This is a genomic window from Methylomonas rhizoryzae (assembly GCF_008632455.1).
Lineage (GTDB): Bacteria > Pseudomonadota > Gammaproteobacteria > Methylococcales > Methylomonadaceae > Methylomonas > Methylomonas rhizoryzae.
The window spans coordinates 602,598-622,423 of the sequence record NZ_CP043929.1; the positions used below are offsets into that span (position 1 = coordinate 602,598).

At 52.2% G+C, this 19,826-nt stretch carries 22 protein-coding genes, 2 tRNA genes and 1 other RNA gene; 11 read left to right on the forward strand and 14 right to left on the reverse strand.

Features of this window, described 5'->3' with window-relative positions:
• Positions 1–321: 321 nt before the first annotated feature.
• Positions 322–453 (forward strand): helix-turn-helix transcriptional regulator, encoded by a 132-nt coding sequence (locus tag F1E05_RS20830; protein WP_150046552.1) that lies wholly within the window; start codon positions 322–324, stop codon positions 451–453.
• A gap of 333 nt (positions 454–786) precedes the next feature.
• The gene (locus F1E05_RS02865) at positions 787–2,073 is read left to right on the forward strand and encodes a tyrosine-type recombinase/integrase (protein WP_150046554.1); all 1,287 of its coding nucleotides are present in this window, start codon (positions 787–789) and stop codon (positions 2,071–2,073) included.
• Positions 2,074–2,451: 378 nt separating this feature from the next.
• Here F1E05_RS02865 and F1E05_RS02870 read toward each other — a convergent pair whose 3' ends face one another.
• The 3 genes from F1E05_RS02870 to F1E05_RS02880 are packed head-to-tail and all read right to left on the reverse strand — an operon-like array spanning position 2,452 to position 4,645.
• A complete protein-coding gene (locus F1E05_RS02870) occupies positions 2,452–3,105 on the reverse strand; it encodes a hypothetical protein (RefSeq protein WP_150046556.1) in 654 nt (217 codons plus the stop codon).
• A gap of 5 nt (positions 3,106–3,110) precedes the next feature.
• Positions 3,111–3,773: a hypothetical protein gene (locus F1E05_RS02875; RefSeq protein WP_150046558.1), complete on the reverse strand. Its 663-nt coding sequence runs from the start codon at positions 3,771–3,773 to the stop codon at positions 3,111–3,113.
• A gap of 2 nt (positions 3,774–3,775) precedes the next feature.
• Positions 3,776–4,645 (reverse strand): TIGR04255 family protein, encoded by an 870-nt coding sequence (locus F1E05_RS02880; protein WP_150046560.1) that lies wholly within the window; start codon positions 4,643–4,645, stop codon positions 3,776–3,778.
• Positions 4,646–5,199: 554 nt separating this feature from the next.
• On the opposite strand from F1E05_RS02880, the gene F1E05_RS20835 reads away from it, so the two are divergent.
• The 9 genes from F1E05_RS20835 to F1E05_RS20845 all read left to right on the forward strand — a co-directional run bounded on the left by F1E05_RS20835 (position 5,200) and on the right by F1E05_RS20845 (position 11,726).
• Positions 5,200–5,394, forward strand: coding sequence for a helix-turn-helix transcriptional regulator (locus tag F1E05_RS20835; RefSeq protein ID WP_150046562.1), 195 nt, complete (start codon positions 5,200–5,202; stop codon positions 5,392–5,394).
• Between the two features lie 503 nt (positions 5,395–5,897).
• A complete protein-coding gene (locus F1E05_RS20840; RefSeq protein WP_150046564.1) occupies positions 5,898–6,083 on the forward strand; it encodes a helix-turn-helix transcriptional regulator in 186 nt (61 codons plus the stop codon).
• 121 nt (positions 6,084–6,204) lie between these two features.
• Positions 6,205–8,859 carry a hypothetical protein gene (locus F1E05_RS02895; RefSeq protein WP_150046566.1) on the forward strand — a complete coding sequence of 885 codons (2,655 nt, stop codon included), beginning with the start codon at positions 6,205–6,207 and terminating at the stop codon, positions 8,857–8,859.
• Between the two features lie 336 nt (positions 8,860–9,195).
• Positions 9,196–9,396, forward strand: a complete 201-nt coding sequence (locus F1E05_RS02900) for a hypothetical protein (protein ID WP_150046568.1) — start codon at positions 9,196–9,198, stop codon at positions 9,394–9,396.
• Positions 9,397–9,420: 24 nt separating this feature from the next.
• Complete coding sequence (locus F1E05_RS02905; protein WP_150046570.1) at positions 9,421–9,816, forward strand: hypothetical protein; 396 nt, start codon at positions 9,421–9,423, stop codon at positions 9,814–9,816.
• 17 nt (positions 9,817–9,833) lie between these two features.
• The gene (locus F1E05_RS02910; RefSeq protein ID WP_150046572.1) at positions 9,834–10,094 is read left to right on the forward strand and encodes a hypothetical protein; all 261 of its coding nucleotides are present in this window, start codon (positions 9,834–9,836) and stop codon (positions 10,092–10,094) included.
• 233 nt (positions 10,095–10,327) lie between these two features.
• Entirely contained in the window at positions 10,328–10,807 is a 480-nt protein-coding gene (locus F1E05_RS02915) for a hypothetical protein (protein ID WP_150046574.1), read from the forward strand.
• Between the two features lie 202 nt (positions 10,808–11,009).
• Positions 11,010–11,564, forward strand: a complete 555-nt coding sequence (locus tag F1E05_RS02920; protein WP_150046576.1) for a hypothetical protein — start codon at positions 11,010–11,012, stop codon at positions 11,562–11,564.
• Between the two features lie 30 nt (positions 11,565–11,594).
• Entirely contained in the window at positions 11,595–11,726 is a 132-nt protein-coding gene (locus F1E05_RS20845) for a helix-turn-helix transcriptional regulator (protein ID WP_150046578.1), read from the forward strand.
• A gap of 123 nt (positions 11,727–11,849) precedes the next feature.
• Here F1E05_RS20845 and F1E05_RS02930 read toward each other — a convergent pair.
• The 11 genes from F1E05_RS02930 to ssrS all read right to left on the reverse strand — a co-directional run bounded on the left by F1E05_RS02930 (position 11,850) and on the right by ssrS (position 19,820).
• Positions 11,850–11,926: transfer RNA gene (locus tag F1E05_RS02930), tRNA-Pro, on the reverse strand.
• 72 nt (positions 11,927–11,998) lie between these two features.
• Positions 11,999–12,352, reverse strand: a complete 354-nt coding sequence (locus F1E05_RS02935) for a MerR family transcriptional regulator (protein ID WP_150046580.1) — start codon at positions 12,350–12,352, stop codon at positions 11,999–12,001.
• Positions 12,336–12,632, reverse strand: a complete 297-nt coding sequence (ihfA, locus tag F1E05_RS02940; protein WP_190303231.1) for an integration host factor subunit alpha — start codon at positions 12,630–12,632, stop codon at positions 12,336–12,338. The genes F1E05_RS02935 and ihfA overlap by 17 nt, the downstream gene beginning before the upstream one ends.
• 2 nt (positions 12,633–12,634) lie before the next feature.
• On the reverse strand, positions 12,635–15,010 hold the full coding sequence (pheT, locus tag F1E05_RS02945; RefSeq protein WP_150046582.1) for a phenylalanine--tRNA ligase subunit beta: 2,376 nt from the start codon (positions 15,008–15,010) through the stop codon (positions 12,635–12,637).
• Between the two features lie 14 nt (positions 15,011–15,024).
• Positions 15,025–16,044, reverse strand: coding sequence for a phenylalanine--tRNA ligase subunit alpha (gene pheS, locus F1E05_RS02950; RefSeq protein ID WP_150046584.1), 1,020 nt, complete (start codon positions 16,042–16,044; stop codon positions 15,025–15,027).
• A gap of 134 nt (positions 16,045–16,178) precedes the next feature.
• Positions 16,179–16,541: a 50S ribosomal protein L20 gene (gene rplT, locus F1E05_RS02955; protein WP_150046586.1), complete on the reverse strand. Its 363-nt coding sequence runs from the start codon at positions 16,539–16,541 to the stop codon at positions 16,179–16,181.
• Between the two features lie 27 nt (positions 16,542–16,568).
• The gene (gene rpmI / locus F1E05_RS02960) at positions 16,569–16,766 is read right to left on the reverse strand and encodes a 50S ribosomal protein L35 (RefSeq protein WP_150046588.1); all 198 of its coding nucleotides are present in this window, start codon (positions 16,764–16,766) and stop codon (positions 16,569–16,571) included.
• A 143-nt stretch (positions 16,767–16,909) separates the two neighbouring features.
• A complete protein-coding gene (gene infC, locus F1E05_RS02965; protein WP_150046590.1) occupies positions 16,910–17,434 on the reverse strand; it encodes a translation initiation factor IF-3 in 525 nt (174 codons plus the stop codon).
• A 24-nt stretch (positions 17,435–17,458) separates the two neighbouring features.
• Positions 17,459–19,366 (reverse strand): threonine--tRNA ligase, encoded by a 1,908-nt coding sequence (gene thrS / locus F1E05_RS02970; protein ID WP_150046592.1) that lies wholly within the window; start codon positions 19,364–19,366, stop codon positions 17,459–17,461.
• Between the two features lie 48 nt (positions 19,367–19,414).
• Positions 19,415–19,491, reverse strand: a tRNA-Val gene (locus F1E05_RS02975).
• Positions 19,492–19,638: 147 nt separating this feature from the next.
• A non-coding RNA gene (ssrS, locus tag F1E05_RS02980) (6S RNA) lies at positions 19,639–19,820 on the reverse strand.
• Positions 19,821–19,826 lie beyond the last annotated feature (6 nt).

Below are 19,826 nucleotides of genomic sequence, written 5' to 3' on the forward strand. Positions count from 1 at the left end.
CTGCCGGACTATTGGCCAGCAATCCAGCGTTTGACGCTGGACGAGTATCAAGCGTTAACAGAGTTCGCGCTAGCCACCACGGGGCAATCCGTCACAGACAAAGCATTATTCATTGTCAATCGGTTATGCGACGCCTTCCAAACAGCGGGACTGCCACGCAATCATATTCTGCGTTCCGTCCTAGGGAAAGCTAGGCGCTTCGGCTTAACGGCACTGATCGTGGATGCTATCGGCTGCGAACGGGAAACATTCTCGCGATTGCGGCCTGAGTTGGCGAAAGCTCTGCAATGACAGGCGCGAAAATCAAACAGCCGACTTCGGTTGGGCCTCACTCAAGCAGAGTTGGCGAGGAAAGCGGGATGCTCAAGAAACCACATTGCATCCCTCGAAACGAGCGCCAGCTTGCCGAGTTTAAAGCTGTGGTTGAAACTGCAAGCGGTTTTGGGGCTGTAACACCAAGATGAAGTTAGGTTGGCGTCGTTTCGTGTGTACAGATCAAGCGTTTAAAATTGTTGTGCCGAAACCAGCTTTTCAAGGACTCATCAAAAACTCGATTTTCTAAGTCTTTGATTTAATTGGTCGGGACGGCGGGATTTGAACCCACTACCACTTGCCCCCCAGAAAAGTTAATACGAGTCTATTCGGAAGTACAGATCTCCTTTTCGTAAAACAAGGGTTTTAAAAAACAATAGTATATAGGATTTATATTGTCTGGCTTTGTCTATGGTGGTCTAATTCAGTCTCAAAAATTGTTGTACCGAGTGTTGTACCGGAAATGAGGCAAGCGTGGCGCAAAACAAAATCACCGATTTGAGTTTTAGAACCTTGAAACCAACTCATAAAGTACAAATGGTATCCGACGGGGGAGGGCTTTTTGTTCGGGTTCGGCCTGCAAAAGAGGGCGGCGCTAAATCCTTTATGTTCGACTACCGGCTTAACGGGAAGCAATGCCGAATCACGTTGGTTGAAGCCAAGACGCTTGCCGAAGCCAGAAAGTTACGCGACGAGTGCCGGCAGTTGGTCCAACAAGGAAAAGATCCGCGAATCGAGCGCCAGCTCGAAGCCGAACGCAACCGGGTTGCGCAATTGGCAGAGCAAGAAGCCTTATCTAAGCAACAAGCCGTGATCAGCGTTCATCATCTGTTCGAACGCTGGGTGAATACAGACTTGTTGGAGCGTAAGGATTTGGCCGAAATTCGGCGCATGTTTGCAAAAGATGTACTGCCGATTGTTGGCGGCTTGAGTGTGCAGGATGTACGCAAAGGCCATATAACCGAAGTGACTGACAAAATTAAGCAACGAGGTTCGGCTAGTACGGCCCGGAACACATTGAAACTCATCAAACAAATGTTCCTGTTTGCCGTGACCAGGGACATTATTGAGTTTTCGCCTGCTGCCGCTTTGAGCGTATCGAAAACCACCACCAAAAACAACGAGCGTAGCCGCGTATTGTCGCAAGACGAAATCAAAACGCTGAGTGTCTTGTTACCAGGTTCGGGGTTGGCGTCGCCTACTCAAAACGCAATCTGGATCATGCTTTCAACTTGCTGCCGGGTGGGAGAACTGTCTAAGGCCGAATGGCAACATATTGATTTCGAAAAGCGAATCTGGTTGATTCCGGAGCAAAATTCGAAGAACGGTAAAGCCCATACCATTTACTTATCGGGGTTTGCCTTTGCTCAATTTGAACGTTTGCCGAAGCGTTCGGAGTCGTGGCTGTTTCCAAATCGGGAAAACTCTAACCATGTTTGCGAAAAATCCATCACTCGACAGATTGACGGACGGCAAAACCTCACGGTCTATAGCAATCGAAGCAAGTCAAATCAGTCGTTAGTGCTGCCGGGCGGCAAATGGACACCCCATGATTTAAGGCGTTCCGGAGCGACACTAATGGGCGATTTAGGCATTGATAGCGACATTATCGAAAAGTGCATCAACCATACTGAAGAAAATAAGATGAAACGTGTTTATCAGCATCAAAAATTGATGGATGAACAGCGAGAGGCTTGGCGTTTGTTGGGGGAAAAACTGGATGCGTTGACCGGTGTGTATTTTGATCAAAACCGCCGCTGACTCCGAATTGAAAGCCGCCACAGGTAACGGTTCAAAACCTACCAGGTTTTGAATGCTTTGGATCGGCCGATTGTGTTGAAAAAGTCGGTTTTTCTCGAATTTTGGCTGATTTTGCAGTTTTCGATATTCTTAAGGTATTGTTTAAATTGAATATTAATTTTATGGCTTGGCCCAATTTTCCTAGGAAGGGACTTTTTCAACACAATCGGCCAATAAGAGACCATCAAGAAGCTTTATTGGTCGGCAGATCAACGACTCTCAGCTGTCTTTCCATAGGCGGCATTGATATTCAACCACTCATCAACAATACTGGTAGTGGGATTTCGTGCTTGGTCAGAGTCACTATTTCACTCAATGATCGTGTCTAATGAATAGCCATCAATATAGGTAAAGATTCTCTGGATAATAGTTTAAATTGCAGCCACTATCGTGTGCCCTGCCATGTCCGTCTTCCGATAGAAACGGACTAACGTATAAACCACGTTTTTGAGCTAAAACCATGAGCATCACCCGAAACTTATGCTTTAGCACCTTTTCCAACCCCTCGCCGTCAGCGAGGATCTCCGCATGATTAGGATCTGACTCATCCACACCTGCATCATAAACTCGGACACGCCGTCGATCTTCCATTTCCAGTTGAACAGCACGCAGTTCACCGGCAGTCATGTGAAACAATCCTATGTAGATGTTATCAGGCTTAGGCTTTCTATTTTCAGAACCCTGACGTTTCGACGCTGCTCTCGCCTCAAATGCATTATGCACATCGCTTGCCAAAACATCCCAACCTTCGATCAAACGTTGCACCGATGCGCCGTGCGTAAAAGCATCGCCAAAAAATGAATCATTAAGGCCTCCGCTGGGATTGAACTTGTCCGGGTATTCTAGACTTCGAGCAAGCATTTCATCGTCACCAACCGGACCATGGGCATAGGTAGAAACTTTCTCAAATTGTTTGGCACCGTCTAGGTCTTTGGCAAGCAATTGACTGGCGCGACAAATCTTCGAATTTTCGTCGATATCATAGAAGCTCATAATGACTATTTGGCGACGATAGCTCGTAGCTCGTTGGTCAATGCGGGAGGTATTGGGTTTCCTGGTAACTTCCAAGTACCGGAGTGAAAAACCTCTCCATCCGTACCGACCCAGGTATGCTCGCCATCGACCTCAAAGTCAATGCTGACGTAGTATTGTTTTCTGCGCCAGTAACCGCCAACCGTACCATCCTCAAGAAACATCGGCGATGGTGCAGGTACCAAGGCAGCCATTAGATTCGCCAAGCCCAACAGAGCGGCGGTTATTTGTAAATCAGATGGAGGGGTCGAATAATCACCATCATCCAACGCGGTTACACTGGTTTGATAGAGGTGTACGGCCCTGAAGAAAGGCTCGTATGAGTCGAAGAACTCTGCAGGAATTCGAGGGATAGGGGCAACCATCCAGGTCGCATCGTCACATTGCACGCAGATATTTTTTCCTATGCTGGAAAGCCAACCATTTATCTGGTCTCGGATTTGCTCAATAGGCGAAACTAAATAGTTGATATCAGATTTTGCCGATAGACTCGCCGAAGTCGCTAAGTATTCGCATTCAGTCGCCACATACATGGTTGCTTGCAAACCTGTATCCAGTGTGCGCCAGCCAGACCCCATGGAGGATGAGTTTCGCAAAAACGTCGGAGTTCTGGCCAAGACTGACTTCATGATCATGCTCCTTCCACGACACAGCCAATGGCCTCAAGCGCGCCATCGCTAAGCATTTCGTTAATTACCTTCTTATTTTCTTCATGTAAGCCTTCAAGAACTTCATCGATTTCGCATGTTTCAATTCGATTTTGAGTCTTGCCATCGAACGAGACTGAAAAAATTCGGTGTTGACCGCCAATGCGAGCAAAGTGAACGCTATCGACTTCTGCAAGATCAGTCGTAATGTTGTTCAGTATGCGACGCGAATTGCAGCCATTTGAAAACCAGCCCTGGTGGCAGTGCCAAAATGACGGTTCGTCAAACAGATGACTTGGAATACAGCGTGAATCCTGGCGGAACAATTGCTTGGTTGTCTCAGGTGAAATACCATCGAGCAGACGAAATGCATCTTGGTACTGCAGACCGATTGCGCTGATCTCAGCGCCTAATCCGATCGCTGCTTCTATAAATGGAAGCAGCGCTTCAACCACCCTAGGTTTGACGTTTTTCCAACGGTCGTACGCAGTGCAATTGCATGACAAAAAATCGGGTCTAATAGAGACCCCCCACGAAATTTTTCCATTCACATCCACTCTATTAGCGTCGAATCCAGCGGCCTTAGTCACGAACTGCGGAGGCGTTATTCCCTCTGGACCTAAATGTGGTTGCTGCTCCATGCGTACGACACCGATCTGATGCGTCTCTTGAATCAAGAAAGCTTGTACAGGAGAGAATTGAGGAAACGATTCTTTAAGCTCCTGACTCTCTGTGTAGATACTTTGCAACGCATGAAGGCATGACTCATCAAGTGGAGAAGACCACTCTACTCCAATTGCCATCACTTCGATAGCGTGGTCGCCGCCTACCGGCTGAATACGAGTTTTATCCACTTTAAATATTAGATGCTATGGATTAGAAAATAGTCAGACATACGTTTAGTCATTATTGCACCAAGTATCAAGGTCGAACAAATCAAGATTGAGATCGTAAGGATTCAACCGATTCTGGACAATGGAACCCTTTTTCATGTTCGAAATAGTGCTGACATGCTATTTCATTGATTGTTCAGTATACCATCGGTACTAGTTAATTATGCTTGGTAGTAGTAGAACTGTCGCCGTTGAATCAGTTTGAGTGGCAGGCAGAAATGGGTCGATATCACCAGTTCGCCGGTCTCAACAGCCAACATTCACTTCTGGCGAAATGGTGTCGGAATCGTTCACGTGGCTTGAGTTTGAACTGGCGGTGGATTTCAACCGAAATGTGTTGCTGGTTTGGATTGGAATATACCAACAGAGCCACGCTTGGCGTTTGTTGGGGAAAAACTGGATGTGTTGATTGGTGCGGGAATTGCTTAGATTGCCAGATCATAAGTGATAGATGTCACGCCAGATTAGACGGTCTTGGATTACATTGGCCTTTTTGAATAACGGAGGCCAAACCAATGGAAACAAAAAATCTACTCACCACACGTGAGGCATGTAACTATCTCGGTATTAGTCGGGCTGGGCTGTATACGCGGCTAGACTCGTCGTCACCCTATCACGATCCCGCATTCCCGAGGCCGATCAAGCTCGGACGGCGGAACAATAGCTTCCGGCGATCCGAGCTGGAAGCCTGGATTGCATCGCGGACATAGAGACTTGTCCGCGCGAAAAATGGCTTCATCCATGGGGCCGCGTTCCGCTAATGGGGGCGAAGAGCGTTGCTGAGATTCTGCATATGCAGGCCCATTAATTGAAGCTGCTGCATGCGTAGATCGTGTTGAACTCGCTCTTCCGGAGTCGTAGGCGAGGAGGCGCAGCCTGTGAGGACACACAACAAAGCAACGATAGTGATTTTCTTCATGTGGACACCTTAGTTCGAGTGTAAAGGTCGCGAATGTTATTGGATCGATGGACGTTGGCGCAAGTGTTTGCAACACCACTGACGGAAATGTAGACAGGGATTGGGTTTGTGGTAAATTGTTGTTTTTTGTTGCAAGTGGCTGTTTTTTGTGGGATATTAGCGTCATGCCGGTCGCGTGGCATGATGTACCCCGTCCCTATCAGACCTCGCGAGGTCTCTGGGCGCTGCATTGGATTATCTCGTCCGGGCAGCGCTATCTGACTTGCTGCCCTCAACCAAACAGGAGCAGCATACATGCAACAAAATCAATTACTTACAAGGCGAGAGGCCGCGGCATACCTGCGAGTCAGTCTGTCGACACTGGATCACCAGCGCAGTCGTGGTGCAGGGCCGTCCTTCGTACGTATTGGCGGAGCGGTCAGGTACGAGCCGACGGCGCTGGTGTCATACCTCGAGGCGCATCGGCGAGGGCAAATGTAATGGTTGCGCCGTCCGTGGCGCATGGGGCATCCATGCCCCAAAAAAGGAGCCGGTCACGATTGAGGGAGGCCGGCAACATCAGGGAGATCGTGGAACATTGATGTTTCACAGGGATAATATAATGGATTTTTGCCAAAAAACAAGCGATAACAACGAGATAGGCGTACCGTTTCGGTTCAGCCGGCTACGGTCGGAGTGGCCGGCAGTGGCCGGAAAAGAGTACATGCTGGGGCCGGATGGAGGCATCCGCAAGGTCGTACACGGTAGCATCGCCAGAGGTTTGGTGCAGACTATCTCCGTAACCGGACTGCGGGAGTTCGCCGATCATATCGGCGGATACGGTGAGTCGGACTGCATCATACTCGGACGTTCAGACTTTGACGACATCGCTCTTTGCACGGAGCGCCAGCCCGTGGAGGGTGCTATAGCCCGGACTCGGGCAAACTTTCCGCTGCGCGATGAACCGTTGTTGGTGTTTTTCGATCTTGATAGGCCAACAGGTGAGCCGCTAGCCGACGTGTTGGAGTACGTCACAACGCTGAGGTCGATCTACCCGCCATTGCTGGATGTGGGGTTCATGTGCCGAGGCTCGGCGTCGGCAGGGGTGTATCGGCCCGGCGTCGATGAGGTTCCGACGGTGCGCACGGGCGGCGTGCGTTTGTATTGGGTGCTGCGGTCAGGTCTGATGTTGGGGCACTTTGCGTCGTCGTTTGCCGATGTCGCGTGGCTCAATGGTTGGGGGCGCGTCAAGATTACGGCGTCAGGTCATCGACGCTACGCAATCTATATTGACGAGACGACCGAGATCGATCTGTCGGTGTTTGCCCCCGAGCGAATTGATTTTTGCGGCGCCAACCCCTGTCGCGATGGTGTGGCCCGTGTGTCGTGGCCGGTGGAGTACGTCGGGGGAGGGGCGCTGAGTGAGCTGTGGTCGCTGACTCCGGGACAGATGGCGCAGGCTGAGGCAGCACGGGCTGCGGCGTATGCCGACGCGGAGGGGGAGGCCCGGGAGGTCGCCCGGCAGTGGCGAGAGGGTCGAGGGGCCGCAGCCCCCAAGGCGATACGCCGGCAGGTCGTAGAGACGTTGCGACGGGTGGACAGCACCGAAGTTAGTCGGACGGGTTTGCCCGTTGTGCGTATCACGGGTGGGCATGAACTGGATTTCGAGGGAGTCGGCGTAGTAGATGTGTTAGACGTGTTGCGCGATCCGGACCGGTACGACGAGATGCTGAGTCTGGATCCGGTTGAGCCGCATCGCGGCTGGAAAGGCGCATTCTATGCGGCGCGACGGCAAATTTTTAGTTTCGCGTGTGGCGGGTACCTTGCCCGTCTGTCTCGCGTCGAGGTCGTCTACGACTCCGAGTATCCGTTGCGCACCATGAGCGAGGTGGACGCCGTACTGTGTGCGGGTCGCTACCCCGACTTGTACATGCGGGGCGGGGAGGTGGTGCAGGTGTCGCGCGAGGGTGATATACGGCCCGTATCGCGAGAGCTGCTGGCGATCCTGATCGGCAGGTTGGTTGATTTTCGGCGTTGGGAGCAGCGCCGAGATGGGTCGTGGGAGTGTGTCGCGATGCAGCCGACTCCGCAATGGTGGGCGGCCTACGCGACGCGGATCGATTGCGGCCTGCCTGGGCTGCGAGGGGTGCGGTCGGTGCCATATTTGTCCGACGATGGGCAGGTGATCAGGCGGCGCGGGTTCGCCGGTGGGCTGTACCTGACAGAGGGTTGGCCGGGCGTACCGGAGGTGGTTCCCGCTACGCGAGAGGCGGCGCTGGAGGCTGTACGCGAGGTCTTGCATCCCGTGAGGGGATTCACGTTTGAGTCGCGTCGCGACCCGGCGGTGTGGTTGGCGGCGTGTCTCGCTGCGATCCAGCGACCGCTGCTGGGTAATGTACCGATGGTCGTCATCACGGCGACCGCTCCAGGGAGCGGTAAGACGCTACTGGCTCAGTGTCTCGCTACGCTGGTTGAGGGGCGGCAGGTGCCTGGTGCCAAATATCTCGGGGACTCGGATGAGTCCGACAAGTCCATCGTGTCGATGTTGTGCGAAGGTAAGCAATTGATTCTGTTAGATAACATTAACGCTAGGCTCGGAGGCGATACGCTGTGCGGGGTCCTCACGTCTGAGGTCTATACTGGTCGGCTGCTGGGGGCCAGCCGGATGTTACGGTTGCCCACAGATGGTGAACTGTGGCTCGCGACCGGCAACAATGTGCAGTACCTGCCCGATATGCCGCGGCGTGTTGTGGAGATCAGACTGGATCCACGCTGCGAGCGCCCGGAGGCGAGGGAGTTCGATTTTTCACCAGTGGAGGAGATAGCGGCGTCTCGCGAGCGGCTGCTGACGTGTCTGCTGACCATGTTGCGGGCGTGGCGGGCGTCTGGTGAGGCGTCGCGGTGTCGTCCGATGGGTTCGTATGACCGATTTGTTGCTGAGATCGGTGGATGTGTGCACTGGCTGACCGGGATCGACATCGCGGAGGCGGTGCCGGCTGCGGTCGTCGTGGATGAGGAGGCGGCGGCACTCGCGGAGCTGCTTGCGACGTGGCGCGACGAGGTGGGAGTAGTGCCGGCGACGGTGCCCGATGCGCTGGGGGTGGCTGGGCTGCGGTCGTGGGGGGTGTCGTACTACCCGGATGGGCGCGGCGGCGTCAATCTGCGGAGTGCCGGGCGATATGTCGCGCGACATGCGGGGCGGGTCGTGGATGGGATGCGGCTGGTCCGGGCGGGTGCGGTGCGACGGGTGGTGCAGTGGCGACTCGACATGGTGTGAGTTTCTGAAAAAAAAACTCACACGTCCAAAATGGGCGTCTGTTCGGTTGAAACGGACAATTTGTGATTTTTTGTTGTGAGTTTCTTTGTGAGAAACTCACACAGCTCAAAGCCATGGCTGGCGCGGGTTGTAGAGGTTGAGTGTGAGTTTTGTGAGTTTTTCTTTTAACTCCAGTCTGAGAGAGAAAAAAATCTATTCCCTATTTACAGCGCGAGGGGGACAAAAAAAACTCCTAACTCACAAAAATCGCTACAGACCGTGCCAGCCGTGGCTTGCAGCGTGTGAGGTTTTTTTCGGAGAAACTCACATTACCATACTAGTAATAAGGAAATTACCATGAAAAACCAATATCAGCCTCCGGCAAGACACGACGCCGGAGCCATCATCGAGCGCCAACTCTTGTCGACGTTGCCGCAACTTCTCGAAAAAACGCTGACAAAGCTGTCGCGGCAACTCGATTCAGACGATCTGCAAACGCAACGCGACGCGGCCCGCATCATCACACAGGCTGCGTTAGCGCTAGCTAAACTCAAATGATCTAACCGCATGGAGGCGGCAAAAATGAAAGTCACAGCAATACTTGCTTTATCGGACGCGTACACCGCGATCATCCACGGCGTGGAACCTATCGTTCCAGCACAGCTCAACTATCGAGACGACCTTCTAGCCGACATTGCCCGGCCGACGCCGAAAACAGCCGACAAACTCGAACAGGCTATCAGGTCACTGTATCGCCAACTCTGCCTGGCGGAGTCCGCCAAACTCAAGCGCCAAACACTATCCACCGACACGTTGGCGTTGTTCGAATTTGAAGATGTGCTTCAGCAACTGGTGAGTTCTCGGTATGCAGCCCTAGCTCGTGGCCACAGACAACGAGCCGTGGTGCTAGATCGAGTTTACACCAGGCTCAAACACGCTCCGCGTCCACCCCACCACGACGCGGTCCCAACGCACTGAGACAACAGGAGGTCAACATGCCAATATATGCTATCGCCGCAGCCGTATTCACCGTCGTCGGCGTCGTCAACATCGCCATATCCATTTATCAAATGCTCCAGAAACCGCCGGAGCCGCCTATCCCTGATCCGGATAAAATCTCGCAACTCCCTGTAGCAGAGCAAGGCGGGGCAATACCTGTACTCTTCGGCACGCGATGGATTACCAGGCCGGCCGTCACCTGGTGGGGCAAGCCGAATACAGTGAAAAATCAGGTCAACCCGAGCGAACTTCAGTAACACCGTTCAACCGACGACGCCAGCCCACGTTTGCGGTTGGCGTTGTTCCTCAAAAGTGTGACGCAAGTCACGTTCGAGTTTCAGAAATTCGAAAAATTTGTCGGGGGAGCCTATTAAGCCCTTTGCTGCTTGTACCCAAGAAAACTAGTGGCGGGGGTATATCGTAGAACCATCGGCGGAGCGGTTCCGCCGGTCGGAAAGTCTGCCGCACAGACAATCAATAGGTAGAGACCATGGCCACTTTATCCTTGGACCAAGTTCAATCACTGACCGACGAGCTGGGTGAACTGCAAGCGCAATTAGCCGCTTACGACGCCCTCACCGAACGCCGAGACACCATCCGAAGGGCCCTCGCCGAACATTGCGACGCGCTAGGCGATAACGAAACCACTTTGCACGGCTCACATTACACCGCCGTGTTCAGCAAGCCGCCCTTGATGCGCGAGATCAAGCCAGAACACTTAGGCGAATACCTTTCTGTTGTTGGGGTTGATGGGCTGCTTAAGTCTTGCAAAGTCAGCACGACCTCAGCCGCAAAACTACTTTCAGCGATCGATCAGGAACGGCTATTTACATGCGCAAAAGGTGCGCGTCGTCTTAAATCGGTGATTGAACGCCAGCCTTCAACAGAACAAGCCGCGTTAGAGAGGTTTTATTCTGAACTGAGTGGTTTGGTAGGTGCGAGGCCGACCGGTCGGCCGACCTCGCTTTAAAAAGTCCTCATTTGCCAAGCGGTCTTGCTGGGCCGCTTGGCCCCGCTGCGGTTGCTGCCACAGTGGGGTAAACCGACGTTTGCTGCCGTCGGTGCCTGATTTCGGATTGGTAAATTCCGAAACGGCGAGTGCATTTTCAATGCACGACTGCCGGCAGTCAACCGCGACCTTGTGATAAAAGTCAATTTTAATAGGTAACACTGTGTGTCGACTGACAAAAATAATCGAAACAAAATCCGTCATCGTCCGCGATTACTCTACGCATCTGCCGATCCTACCTCAACGTGAACATGTAGGTGTGGTCGTAAGCGGTGTTGTCGCGGCCTGTTTGGTAGATCCTGAAGGCAAACGCGTTCCCTACCGTTTTGCAACCCGAGGCACGATTATCAATGCTTTTGAAGGTCCAACCTTTGAGCCGATCCTTTCAAGTCGAGTTCTTTACGCTTCTCGTTCGGAGATAGCGAAGCTGCCGGACTATTGGCCAGCAATCCAGCGTTTGACGCTGGCCGAGTACCAAGCGCTAACAGCATTCGTACTAGCGACCTCGGGGCAATCTGTCACAGACAAAGCATTATTCATTGTCAATCGGTTATGCGACGCCTTCGAAACAGCGGGACTGCCACGCAATCACGTTCTGCAAACACTCCTACGACGCTATCGGCACTCCGGCTTAACGACCTTACTCGTGGACGCTATCGGCTGTGAACGGGAAACATTCTCGCGATTGCGGCCTGAGTTGGCGAAAGCTCTGCAATGACAGGCGCGAAAATCAAACAGCCGACTTCGGTTGGGCCTCACTCAAGCAGAGTTGGCGAAGAAAGCGGGATGCTCAAGAAACCACATTGCATCCCTCGAAACGAGCGCCAGCTTGCCGAGTTTAAAGCTGTGGCTGAAGTTGCGAGCGGTTTTGGGGCTGTAACACCAAGATGAAGTTAGGTTGGCGTCGTTTCGTGTGTACAGATCAAGCGTTTAAAATTGTTGTACCGAAACCAGCTTTTCAAGGACTCATCAAAAACTCGATTTTCTAAGTCTTTGATTTAATTGGTCGGGACGGCGGGATTCGAACCCACGACCACTTGCCCCCCAGACAAGTGCGCTACCAGGCTGCGCTACGCCCCGAAAGATTTGCTTGTTCGATGAAAGAGGAACGAAATCTGCTTATTATGATACCACAATGTAAGCCTAGCGTGCTTACTTGAGTAGCTCCAGGATATCCTCCAACTCGCCTATCATTTGATGAATTAACTGTTTGGTGCGCAATGCGTCTTCTTTGGCGTTATCGCTGACCAAATGCGCGCGGGCGCCGCCTATCGTGTAGCCCTGTTCGTAAAGCAGGGCGCGGATTTGCCGAATCAGCAATACGTCGTGTCGCTGGTAATAACGCCGGTTGCCGCGGCGTTTTACCGGGTTGAGCTCGGTGAACTCCTGTTCCCAATAGCGTAATACGTGCGGTTTAACGCCGCATAATTCGCTGACCTCCCCTATTGTGAAATAACGTTTTGCCGGTATCACCGGCAATTCGTTGTTATTACTGGGTTCCAGCATAGGCTTCTACTCGGGCTTTGAGTTTTTGACCGGTTCTAAAGGTCACGACTCGACGAGGAGTAATGGGAATTTCTTCCCCGGTTTTAGGGTTGCGTCCGGGGCGGCCGTTTTTATCGCGTAGCTCGAATTTACCGAATCCGGAAATTTTGACTTGCTCGCCGCTCTCCAGTGAGTGCTTGATTTCTTCGAAAAAAAGTTCGACGATTTCTTTCGCCTCCCGTTTGTTTAAACCCAGGTCTTCAAACAACTTCTCAGCAATATCTGCTTTGGTTAATGCCACAATCACTCCCTCAATTTTGCATTCAATTCGGATATCATTTTTGCTAACAACTTGCGAAATATAGCATCAATTTCCGTGTCGGTTAGGGTTTGCCCGAAATCCTGTAGCACTAAACTCAAGGCGACGCTCTTATACCCGTCTTCTACGCCTTTACCCTGGTAAACGTCGAAAATAGAGGCTTCGCGAACCTTTTCCTCGTTGCAGCCATGGATGCATTCCAGGATTTCGGCGGCTGAAATTTTTTGTTCGACGATGATGGCCATATCGCGCCGCACTGAAGGGAATTTCGACAGTGGTGTGAAACCGGGCTTGCGACTCGCCAGAAGTGCGTCTTGAGCGAGTTCGAACAAAAATACCGGGCTAGCAAACCCCAGTTGCTTTTCCAGGTTGGGATGCAGCATGCCTAGCCAGCCCGCCGGTTGACCGTTTTGATCCAAAATTTGCGCGCTTTGCCCCGGATGTAAGGCCGGATGCGATGCTGACTGGTAAGAAAACGGCCGGGCGGACAGCGCCAAAAGCGCTTCGACGTCCGCTTTAACGTCGTAAAAGTCGATCGGCCGAGATTTTTCCGCCCATTGTTCGTTGAAAACATTGCCGAGCGCCAAACCGGCCAACATTTTTTGTTGATCGGTACGACCTTGGTCTACTACAAAGCGTAATCCGCTTTCGAATAGACGGACCCGAGTTTGTTGGCGGTTGATATTGTATATGGCGGCATTGAGCAATCCGCACCACAGGGTGGTACGCATGACGGCCAGTTCGGAAGAAATTGGATTTTGCAACTTGACAAATTCGTACGACGGCGCAATTAAGGACTGCATGTGTTCGTCGACGAAGCTGAAGGTGATTGCCTCCTGATAACCGCGATCGACTAGGCAATCTTGCGCGCGACTAAGCGCGATTTGTGTTTCCGGCGCTTGGCCCAGTTGGGTGCGCATGTTAGGACTGCCGCAGGGCAGGTTGTCGTAGCCGACAATACGGCCTATCTCCTCCAGTAAGTCCTCTTCGATGGCGATGTCGAATCGAAATCCGGGTGGCGTGATTCGCCAGCCGTCGGCGGTTTGTTCGGTTTTCATGCCCAAGCCTTCGAACAACGCTTGGATTTGCGCTGGGTCTTGCGTGATGCCCAGGACTTTTTCGATGCGTTGCCGGCGTAACGGTACCGGTGATCGGGCCGGTAACTGCGCAGCGTTAACCGTCGCATTGATCGGTCCGACGCTGCCGCCGGCGATTTGTACGATGAGTTGGGTAGCCCGTTCGATAGCGCGCTGCTGTAAGGTGAAATCCACGCCGCGTTCGAAGCGGTGCGACGAATCGGTATGCAGGCCGAACTGTCTGGCTTTTCCGGCTATCGCGAGCGGGGTGAAAAACGCGCATTCGAGGAATATATCTTGCGTGTCGTCAGATACCGCGCTGTCGCTGCCGCCCATAATGCCGGCCAGAGCCAAAGCCTGCCGTTGGTCGGCGATGACCAACGCTTCGCCGTCCAGCGCGACGGTCTGATCGTTTAACAGGTTGATACTTTCTGCGGCGCGGCTGTTACGCACCACGATGGGCGCAACTAACTTTGCCGCGTCGAAGGCGTGTAGGGGCTGGCCAAGTTCCAATAGCACGTAGTTGGTAACATCGACCACCGGGCTCAAGCTGCGTATGCCACAACGGCGCAGGCGTTCTTGCATCCACAGCGGAGTGGCGGCGGCTACGTTCACGTTTTTAATCAAGCGGCCCAAATAGGCCGGGCAGTCTTCCGGCGCTTCGACTTGGATAGGCAATTGCTCTTGGTGGTCAATGGGAGTGGCGGCCATGGTCGCATGCTCGAATTTCATGCGATTCAATACGGCGACTTCGCGAGCGATGCCTTCGACGCTCAAACAATCGGCCCGGTTCGGAGTCAGACCCAATTCGATAATGTTGTCGTCGAGACTTAGATAGTCGCGGATGTCGGTGCCGACCGGAGCGTCATCAGGCAATTCCATCAATCCGTCCGAACTAATGGCAAGCCCCAGCTCTTTTTCCGAGCACAACATGCCGGATGACGATTCGCCGCGCAGTTTGGATTGTTTGATTTTGAAGTCGCCGGGTAAAATTGCGCCGATTAAAGCGGCGGGGACTTTCAATCCCGGACGCACGTTGCCGGCGCCACAGACGATTTGCAAGGCTTCGCCTTGACCTACGTTGACGGTACAAACTTTTAATTTGTCGGCATTCGGGTGTTGGGTGGTCGTTAAAACTTCCCCGACCACTACGCCGCTGAATTGGCCGGCCACCGGTTGAACGGCGTCGACCTCCAAACCGGCCATGGTCAACTGGGCGACGAGCTGGGCCGTGTCGACAGGTGGGTTGACCAGCTCCCTTAACCACGCTTCACTTACTTGCATGACTCAAGCCACTCTTAGTTAAACTGTTGCAAAAATTTAAGATCGTTTTCGAAGAACATGCGTAAGTCGTTGATGCCGTAACGCATCATAGCTAAACGCTCTACTCCGGTGCCGAACGCAAAGCCGGAATAGCGTTCCGAGTCTATGCCTACCGATTTGAAGACTTCCGGATGGATCATGCCGCAACCGCCGACTTCAAGCCAGCCGGTTTGTTTACAGACGCGGCAGCCTTTGCCATCGCACATCACGCAGGATACGTCGAATTCGGCAGACGGTTCGGTAAACGGAAAATACGAGGGGCGAAAGCGGACGTTGACCTCTTTTTCGAAGAAAGCCCGCAGGAATTCGAAAATCACGCCTTTGAGGTCGCCGAAACTCACATCGGTATCTACTAGAAAGCCTTCTACTTGATGAAACATGGGCGAATGCGTCATATCTGAATCACAGCGATAAACCCGACCAGGCGCTATGACCCGCAATGGCGGTTCTTCCGATTCCATTACGCGAATTTGTACCGGAGAGGTATGGGTGCGCAGCACCGTGTGGGCATCGAAGTAAAAGGTGTCGTGCATGGCCCGTGCCGGATGGTGTTCCGGAATGTTTAACGCACCGAAGTTGTGGTAATCGTCTTCAATTTCCGGGCCCTCGGCGATCTGAAATCCGGCATCGGCAAAAATTTTTGCAATTCTGCGCTGGGTAATCGTCACCGGGTGTAGGCCCCCGCTGGTTTGGCCTCTGCCCGGCAAGGTGACGTCCAACTTTTCACCGGCTAAGCGCACTTGTAGTTGTTCGGCTTCCAAGCTGTGCTTGCGGGTATCGAACGCTTCTTGAAAACTGTTTTTGGCGTTGTTGATGGCCAGGCCGGCGATTTTGCGTTGTTCAGGGTCCAAGCTGCCCAGTTCTTTCATGTACTGGGTGATTAGTCCTTTTTTGCCGATGTAGTGGACTCTGACCTGATCGAGTTGATTGAGGTCTTGGGTCTGTGCAAGCGCTTGTAATGCCTGCGAAAGAATTTCTTCGATACTAGCCGACACGACTAAGCTCACTATAAATGTGGAGAAGGGCGGTAATGGGAGCGGATTCTGATGGTCAATCAGAAAACTCCCCGCGGAAGCGGGGAGCGCATTTCGTTCGGCCTGTTTATGATTAAAGGCCGGTTGCAAACCGGTTAGGGTTTGCTTTGATTTGCAATGGCTATCTTTGCGATTTCAGCAAATGCGTCCATGTCCCTGACGGCGAGGTCGGCCAACACTTTACGGTCTATCGCGACGTTGGCATTGTTCAAGCCGTTGATCAAACGACTGTATGAAGTGCCGCAAATACGCGCAGCCGCGTTGATACGGACAATCCAAAGCGCACGAAATTGGCGTTTTTTCTGTTTGCGGTCGCGATAAGCGTATTGACCGGCTTTAATAACTGCCTGTTTGGCGACACGGTAAACCCGGCTCCGGGCGCCGTAGTAGCCTTTGGCTAACTTTAGGATTTTTTTGTGTCTTGCTCTTGCGGTGACGCCGCGTTTAACTCTTGCCATGATCTTCTCTCTTCAGTAACGGTGTTATCAGCTATAAGGCAGCATGCGTGCTACCAACGGCGTATCTGAAGGATGCAAGATTGCGGTTTTGCGCAATTGTCTTTTACGCTTTGTAGTTTTCTTGGTCAGGATGTGGCGTTTATGCGATTGTTTGCATTTAAAGCCGCCGCTTCCGGTTTTTTTGAAGCGCTTGCTAGCGCCGCTGTGGCTTTTCAGTTTTGGCATTTGTTTTCTCCAATGAGTAATGATGAATCCCTGCGATTAAAACCCGGTGAGGCAAAATGCTCGGCCCCAAGGGATTTGGCAACAATAGTCACCACTTGACGACCCAAACTAGGATCGGTTTGCCGTGTAAAACGACGGCAGAATCACTTTTTCTTTTTCGGACCCATGACCATGACCATTTGCCGGCCTTCCAGCTTGGGAAATTGCTCGACAGCGGCGACTTCATCCAAATCGGTTTCTATGCGCTTTAAAAGATCCATGCCTAGTTCGCGGTGCGATAGCTCTCGGCCTTTAAAACGCACGGTAATTTTGGTCTTGTCGCCTTCGTTTAGGAATTTGATCAGACTGCGCAGTTTGACTTGGTAATCGCCTTCTTCTGTGCCGGGACGGAATTTGATTTCCTTGATTTGGATTTGTTTTTGTTTTTTCTTGGCGGCTTGCAGCTTTTTGTTTTGCTCGAACTGATATTTGCCGAAATCCATTACTTTGCAGACCGGGGGGTCCGCATTCGGGGAAATTTCGACCAGATCCATGTCGGCATCGTAGGCGGTCTGTAAGGCTTCCGTGATTGAAACAATCCCAATCTGTTCTCCTTCGGCGCCTATCAATCTCACTCGTCTAGCGGTGATTTCTTCATTCAGGCGCGTTGAATCTTTTTTAGAGCTGATACCCTAATCCTCCAAGTTTGTTTTTTATTTTTTGTTCGCGATGTCGGTTTTCAGTCGTACAACCAGGTCGTTAAGACTCAAACTACCAAGATCTTCGCCCTTTTGGGTGCGAACGGCTACCGTTTGGTTTTCCAATTCTTTGTCGCCGATAATCAAAAGATACGGTACACGCTGCATGGAATGTTCGCGGATTTTATAGCCTATTTTTTCATTTCTCAAGTCTATTTTGGCTCTAAAGCCTTGTTTTTCCAGTTCAAGCCGGATTTGTTGCGCATATTCGCTGTGTTTGTCGGTAATATTGAGCACCATGGCTTGCACTGGCGCCAGCCACAGCGGGAAGTTGCCGGCGTGTTGCTCGATCAAAATACCGATAAAGCGTTCCAAGGAGCCGAGGATGGCTCGGTGTAGCATTACGGGGACGTGGCGGGCGCTGTCTTCGCCGATGTAGCTGGCGTCCAAGCGGGCCGGCATGGAAAAATCGACTTGAATGGTACCGCATTGCCAGACTCGGCCGATACAGTCTTTTAGGGAGAATTCGATTTTCGGTCCGTAAAATGCGCCTTCGCCCGGTTGTAATTGCCAATCCAGGTTTTTGGCGTTCAGAGCAACTTCCAAGGCTTGTTCGGCTTTATCCCACACCAAGTCGTCGCCAACGCGGTTTTCCGGTCTGGTAGATAGCTTGATAATGACTTCGTCAAAGCCGAAATCTTTGTAAACTTCGAATAGCAAGTCGATGAAGCGGGATACTTCGGATTGAATTTGCTCTTCCGTGCAGAAAATGTGGGCGTCGTCTTGTACGAAATTACGCACCCGCATCAAACCGTGTAAGGTGCCGGAGGGTTCGTTGCGGTGGCAAGAGCCGAATTCGGCCAAACGTATCGGCAAGTCGCGGTAACTTTTGATGCCTTGATTGAAAATCTGGACGTGGCACGGACAGTTCATCGGTTTGACTGCGTAATCGCGGCTTTCCGAGTGGGTAGTAAACATCATCGCGCTGAACTTGTCCCAATGCCCGGACTTTTCCCACAGCGAGCGATCAACGATTTGCGGGGTTCTGACTTCGCCGTAGCCGTTGACCCGCAGTTTTTCCCGAATGTATTGTTCGACTTGCTGGTATATGCTCCAGCCTTTGTCGTGCCAGAACACCATGCCGGGTGCTTCGTCCTGGGTGTGGAACAAGTCCAGGGCTTTGCCGAGTTTGCGGTGGTCGCGTTTTTCCGCCTCTTCCAGTCGATGCAGATAAGCGGCTAGTTCTTTGCCGTCGCTCCAAGCTGTGCCGTAAATGCGCTGTAGCATTTCGTTATTGGAGTCGCCGCGCCAATAGGCGCCGGCGATTTTCATTAGTTTAAACGCTTTAAGCTTGCCGGTGCTGGGTACGTGCGGGCCTCGGCACAAGTCGGTGAAATCGCCCTGGCTGTACAGCGACAACTCCTCGTTGGCCGGAATGGATGCGATGATTTCTGCCTTGTATTTTTCGCCAAGACCTAAGAAAAATTGTACGGCGTCGTCGCGCGACATCACTGTGCGACTGACCGGGATGTCTTGATTGGCCAGTTCCTGCATGCGTTTTTCGATTGCGGCCAAGTCTTCCGGAGTAAACGAGCGTTCGAAGGCTATATCGTAATAAAATCCGCTTTCGATGACCGGACCGATGGTTACTTGGGCGTTCGGGAACAGTTGTTTGATGGCTTGCGCCAGCAGATGGGCGGTCGAATGGCGAATGATTTCGATGCCGTCTTCGTCCTTGCCGGTGACGATTTGCACCTCGGCATTACTATCTACGACGAAGCCGGCGTCCACCAGTTTGCCGTTCACTCTTCCGGCTAAGGTGGCTTTAGCCAGTCCGGTGCCTATGGATTTGGCGATATCCAGCACGGAAATGGCGTGTTCGAATTGGCGTTGCGAACCGTCGGGGAGAGTGATAACAGGCATGTCCGATTCCACAATAAAAAAAGCACCGACTAGCGGTGCTTATATTTTTGGTAGGCGCGAGTGGACTCGAACCACCGACCCCCACCATGTCAAGGTGGTGCTCTAACCAGCTGAGCTACGCGCCTAAAGTCTCGCAAATTATTCGGCTATTATACGGAGTGTCGAGCGAACATGCAATCAGTTTTTTATTTTATTAACGCGAGCGCAAACTTCTGCGGGCGCGTTATAAAGACAAGCGAATTTCGCCGTGCCATCGATCTGCATTGGCTATCGGATCTCCCGCCTGCGCCGTCTTGTGCTTTCGCCCTTGAACCGGAGGTTCAAGTGGAAACCAAATCCAGTCAATCAGGCTTCCTGACATCAATCAGGCATGCACACCATGAAAGGCAAACGGTTTCCGGGGTAAAAACAGGTTCAGGAAACACCCAGCACTGCTCGAACGCTGCAGGAGAAGGGGCGT

Bases quoted from the DNA above. Each gene is read 5' to 3' on its own strand.
- F1E05_RS20840 (WP_150046564.1), top strand. From the start codon at position 5,898: ATGCAACAAAATCAATTACTTACAAGGCGAGAGGCCGCGGCATACCTG.
- F1E05_RS02910 (WP_150046572.1), top strand. From the start codon at position 9,834: ATGCCAATATATGCTATCGCCGCAGCCGTATTCACCGTCGTCGGCGTC.
- F1E05_RS02875 (WP_150046558.1), bottom strand. From the start codon at position 3,773: ATGAAGTCAGTCTTGGCCAGAACTCCGACGTTTTTGCGAAACTCATCC.
- F1E05_RS02935 (WP_150046580.1), bottom strand. From the start codon at position 12,352: ATGCTGGAACCCAGTAATAACAACGAATTGCCGGTGATACCGGCAAAA.
- thrS (WP_150046592.1), bottom strand. From the start codon at position 19,366: ATGCCTGTTATCACTCTCCCCGACGGTTCGCAACGCCAATTCGAACAC.
- rplT (WP_150046586.1), bottom strand. From the start codon at position 16,541: ATGGCAAGAGTTAAACGCGGCGTCACCGCAAGAGCAAGACACAAAAAA.
- F1E05_RS02905 (WP_150046570.1), top strand. From the start codon at position 9,421: ATGAAAGTCACAGCAATACTTGCTTTATCGGACGCGTACACCGCGATC.
- F1E05_RS02915 (WP_150046574.1), top strand. From the start codon at position 10,328: ATGGCCACTTTATCCTTGGACCAAGTTCAATCACTGACCGACGAGCTG.
- F1E05_RS02870 (WP_150046556.1), bottom strand. From the start codon at position 3,105: ATGAGCTTCTATGATATCGACGAAAATTCGAAGATTTGTCGCGCCAGT.
- pheT (WP_150046582.1), bottom strand. From the start codon at position 15,010: ATGCAAGTAAGTGAAGCGTGGTTAAGGGAGCTGGTCAACCCACCTGTC.
- F1E05_RS02895 (WP_150046566.1), top strand. From the start codon at position 6,205: ATGGATTTTTGCCAAAAAACAAGCGATAACAACGAGATAGGCGTACCG.
- F1E05_RS02900 (WP_150046568.1), top strand. From the start codon at position 9,196: ATGAAAAACCAATATCAGCCTCCGGCAAGACACGACGCCGGAGCCATC.
- rpmI (WP_150046588.1), bottom strand. From the start codon at position 16,766: ATGCCAAAACTGAAAAGCCACAGCGGCGCTAGCAAGCGCTTCAAAAAA.
- F1E05_RS20835 (WP_150046562.1), top strand. From the start codon at position 5,200: ATGGAAACAAAAAATCTACTCACCACACGTGAGGCATGTAACTATCTC.